The organism is Phyllobacterium sp. (genome assembly GCF_037994425.1).
Lineage (GTDB): Bacteria > Pseudomonadota > Alphaproteobacteria > Rhizobiales > Rhizobiaceae > Phyllobacterium.
Genome location: NZ_JBBNAM010000318.1, coordinates 1 through 1,976 on the forward strand (window position 1 = coordinate 1; position 1,976 = coordinate 1,976).

The 1,976-nt window shown below is 56.4% G+C and carries 2 protein-coding genes; both read left to right on the forward strand.

What is annotated here, in order from left to right:
* Positions 1–245 precede the first annotated feature (245 nt).
* Positions 246–1,523 (forward strand): phosphopyruvate hydratase, encoded by a 1,278-nt coding sequence (gene eno, locus AAAB35_RS21235; RefSeq protein ID WP_340670260.1) that lies wholly within the window; start codon positions 246–248, stop codon positions 1,521–1,523.
* Between the two features lie 152 nt (positions 1,524–1,675).
* Positions 1,676–1,976: septum formation initiator family protein (locus tag AAAB35_RS21240; protein WP_340670261.1), on the forward strand; the 301-nt coding region annotated here is incomplete at its 3' end.

Genomic DNA, 1,976 nt, shown 5'->3' on the forward strand with positions numbered 1-1,976 from the left:
CCCACACCATCTCCGAGCTTACCGAGAATGATGGTCGCCGCGTCCGCGATAACGCATTCTCATACTATAAGGTCGACAGGGCGGCCTAATTTTGCCCTGAGGCGCTTGCAAAAGGGTCGCCATTGGCGGCCCTTTTGTCTTTTTCGTTCATATTTCGTCCCGGTAGGGATTTTCCTTGTCATCTTCATTCGCTATCAGTGGCCAGCCCATACGCTGCACCATGCTAATTGAAAGGGAAGTGCCCCATGACTGCAATTGTCGATATCATTGGCCGCGAAATTCTGGACAGTCGTGGGAATCCGACTGTAGAAGTCGACGTCATTCTCGAAGATGGTTCCAAAGGCCGTGCAGCGGTTCCCTCCGGCGCCTCCACAGGCGCGCATGAGGCGGTCGAACTGCGCGATGGCGGCAGCCGCTATCTCGGCAAGGGCGTCCAGAAGGCCGTTGATGCGGTTAATGGCGAACTCTTCGATGCCGTCGGCGGTCTTGAAGCGGAAAACCAGATTCACATCGATCAGACCATGATCGACCTCGACGGCACCCCGAACAAGAGCCGCCTCGGCGCGAACGCCATTCTCGGCGTCTCGCTCGCCGTTGCCAAGGCCGCAGCCGAAGCATCCGGTCTTCCGCTCTATCGCTATCTCGGCGGACCATCGGCTCATGTCCTGCCAGTACCGATGATGAACATCATCAACGGCGGTGCCCATGCCGACAATCCGATCGACTTCCAGGAATTCATGATCCTGCCGGTCGGCGCCTCGTCGATCGCCGAAGCTGTCCGCTATGGTTCAGAGGTATTCCACACCTTGAAGAAGCGCCTGAAGGATGCCGGCCACAACACCAATGTGGGCGATGAAGGCGGGTTTGCTCCCAATCTCAAGACGGCGCAGGCGGCGCTCGACTTCATCGTCGAATCGATCGAAAAGGCCGGCTTCAAACCCGGCGAAGAAATCGCTATCGGTCTTGACTGTGCCTCGACCGAATTCTTCAAGGATGGAAACTACGTCTACGAAGGCGAGAAAAAGTCGCGCGATCCGAAGACCCAGGCGAAGTATCTTGCCAAGCTCGTCGGAGATTACCCGATCATCACCATAGAAGATGGTATGGCTGAGGATGACTGGGAAGGCTGGAAATATCTGACCGACCTCGTCGGCAAGAAATGCCAGCTCGTCGGTGACGATCTGTTCGTAACCAACTCCGCACGTCTGCGGGACGGCATCAAGATGGGGGTCGCCAACTCGATCCTCGTCAAGGTCAACCAGATCGGAACGCTTTCAGAAACCTTCGATGCTGTCGATACGGCCCATCGCGCCGGCTACACTTCGGTCATGTCGCACCGTTCCGGCGAAACCGAAGACTCGACAATCGCCGATCTCGCCGTCGCCACGAATTGCGGACAAATCAAGACTGGTTCGCTTGCCCGCTCGGACCGGGTTGCAAAGTACAACCAACTCATCCGTATCGAGGAAGAGCTCGGGCCGCAGGCGCGTTACGCTGGGCGCGGAATTTTCCGCAACGCTTGATAGCCGGTTAAACCAACGGAAATGGCGGGCCTTGTGTCCGCCATTATGCTTTTACGCGCTTACGGTAAGACCCTGTTAAGCAAAACATCGTCTTATTGATTGCTAGAGATAGGGCATCGTGGCCCGATTCCGCAGCATCCGGACCAGCATCCATGTGGACGAAACAAAGACGAAAAACTCGGCGCGGACGGCTGATCGTTCCGCTGCTTTCAACGCTGTTCTTCAGCTATTTCGGATTTCACGCCTATCACGGCGAGTACGGCCTCTATTCGACCATCAAGCTGCAGGAGCAGACCAAGCTGCTGCAAGCGCAACTCGACGCGGTCACCGCCTCGCGCACGGAGCTTGAACGACAGGTCCAACTTATGCATGATGGCACAATTGAGAAGGACATGTTGGACGAACAGGCTCGCAAGGCATTGAATATGTCCCGCCCGGACGAAGTCACCATTA

What these genes read in the sequence shown, in the direction of transcription:
- eno (WP_340670260.1), top strand. Translation starts at nt 246, where the DNA reads ATGACTGCAATTGTCGATATCATTGGCCGCGAAATTCTGGACAGTCGT.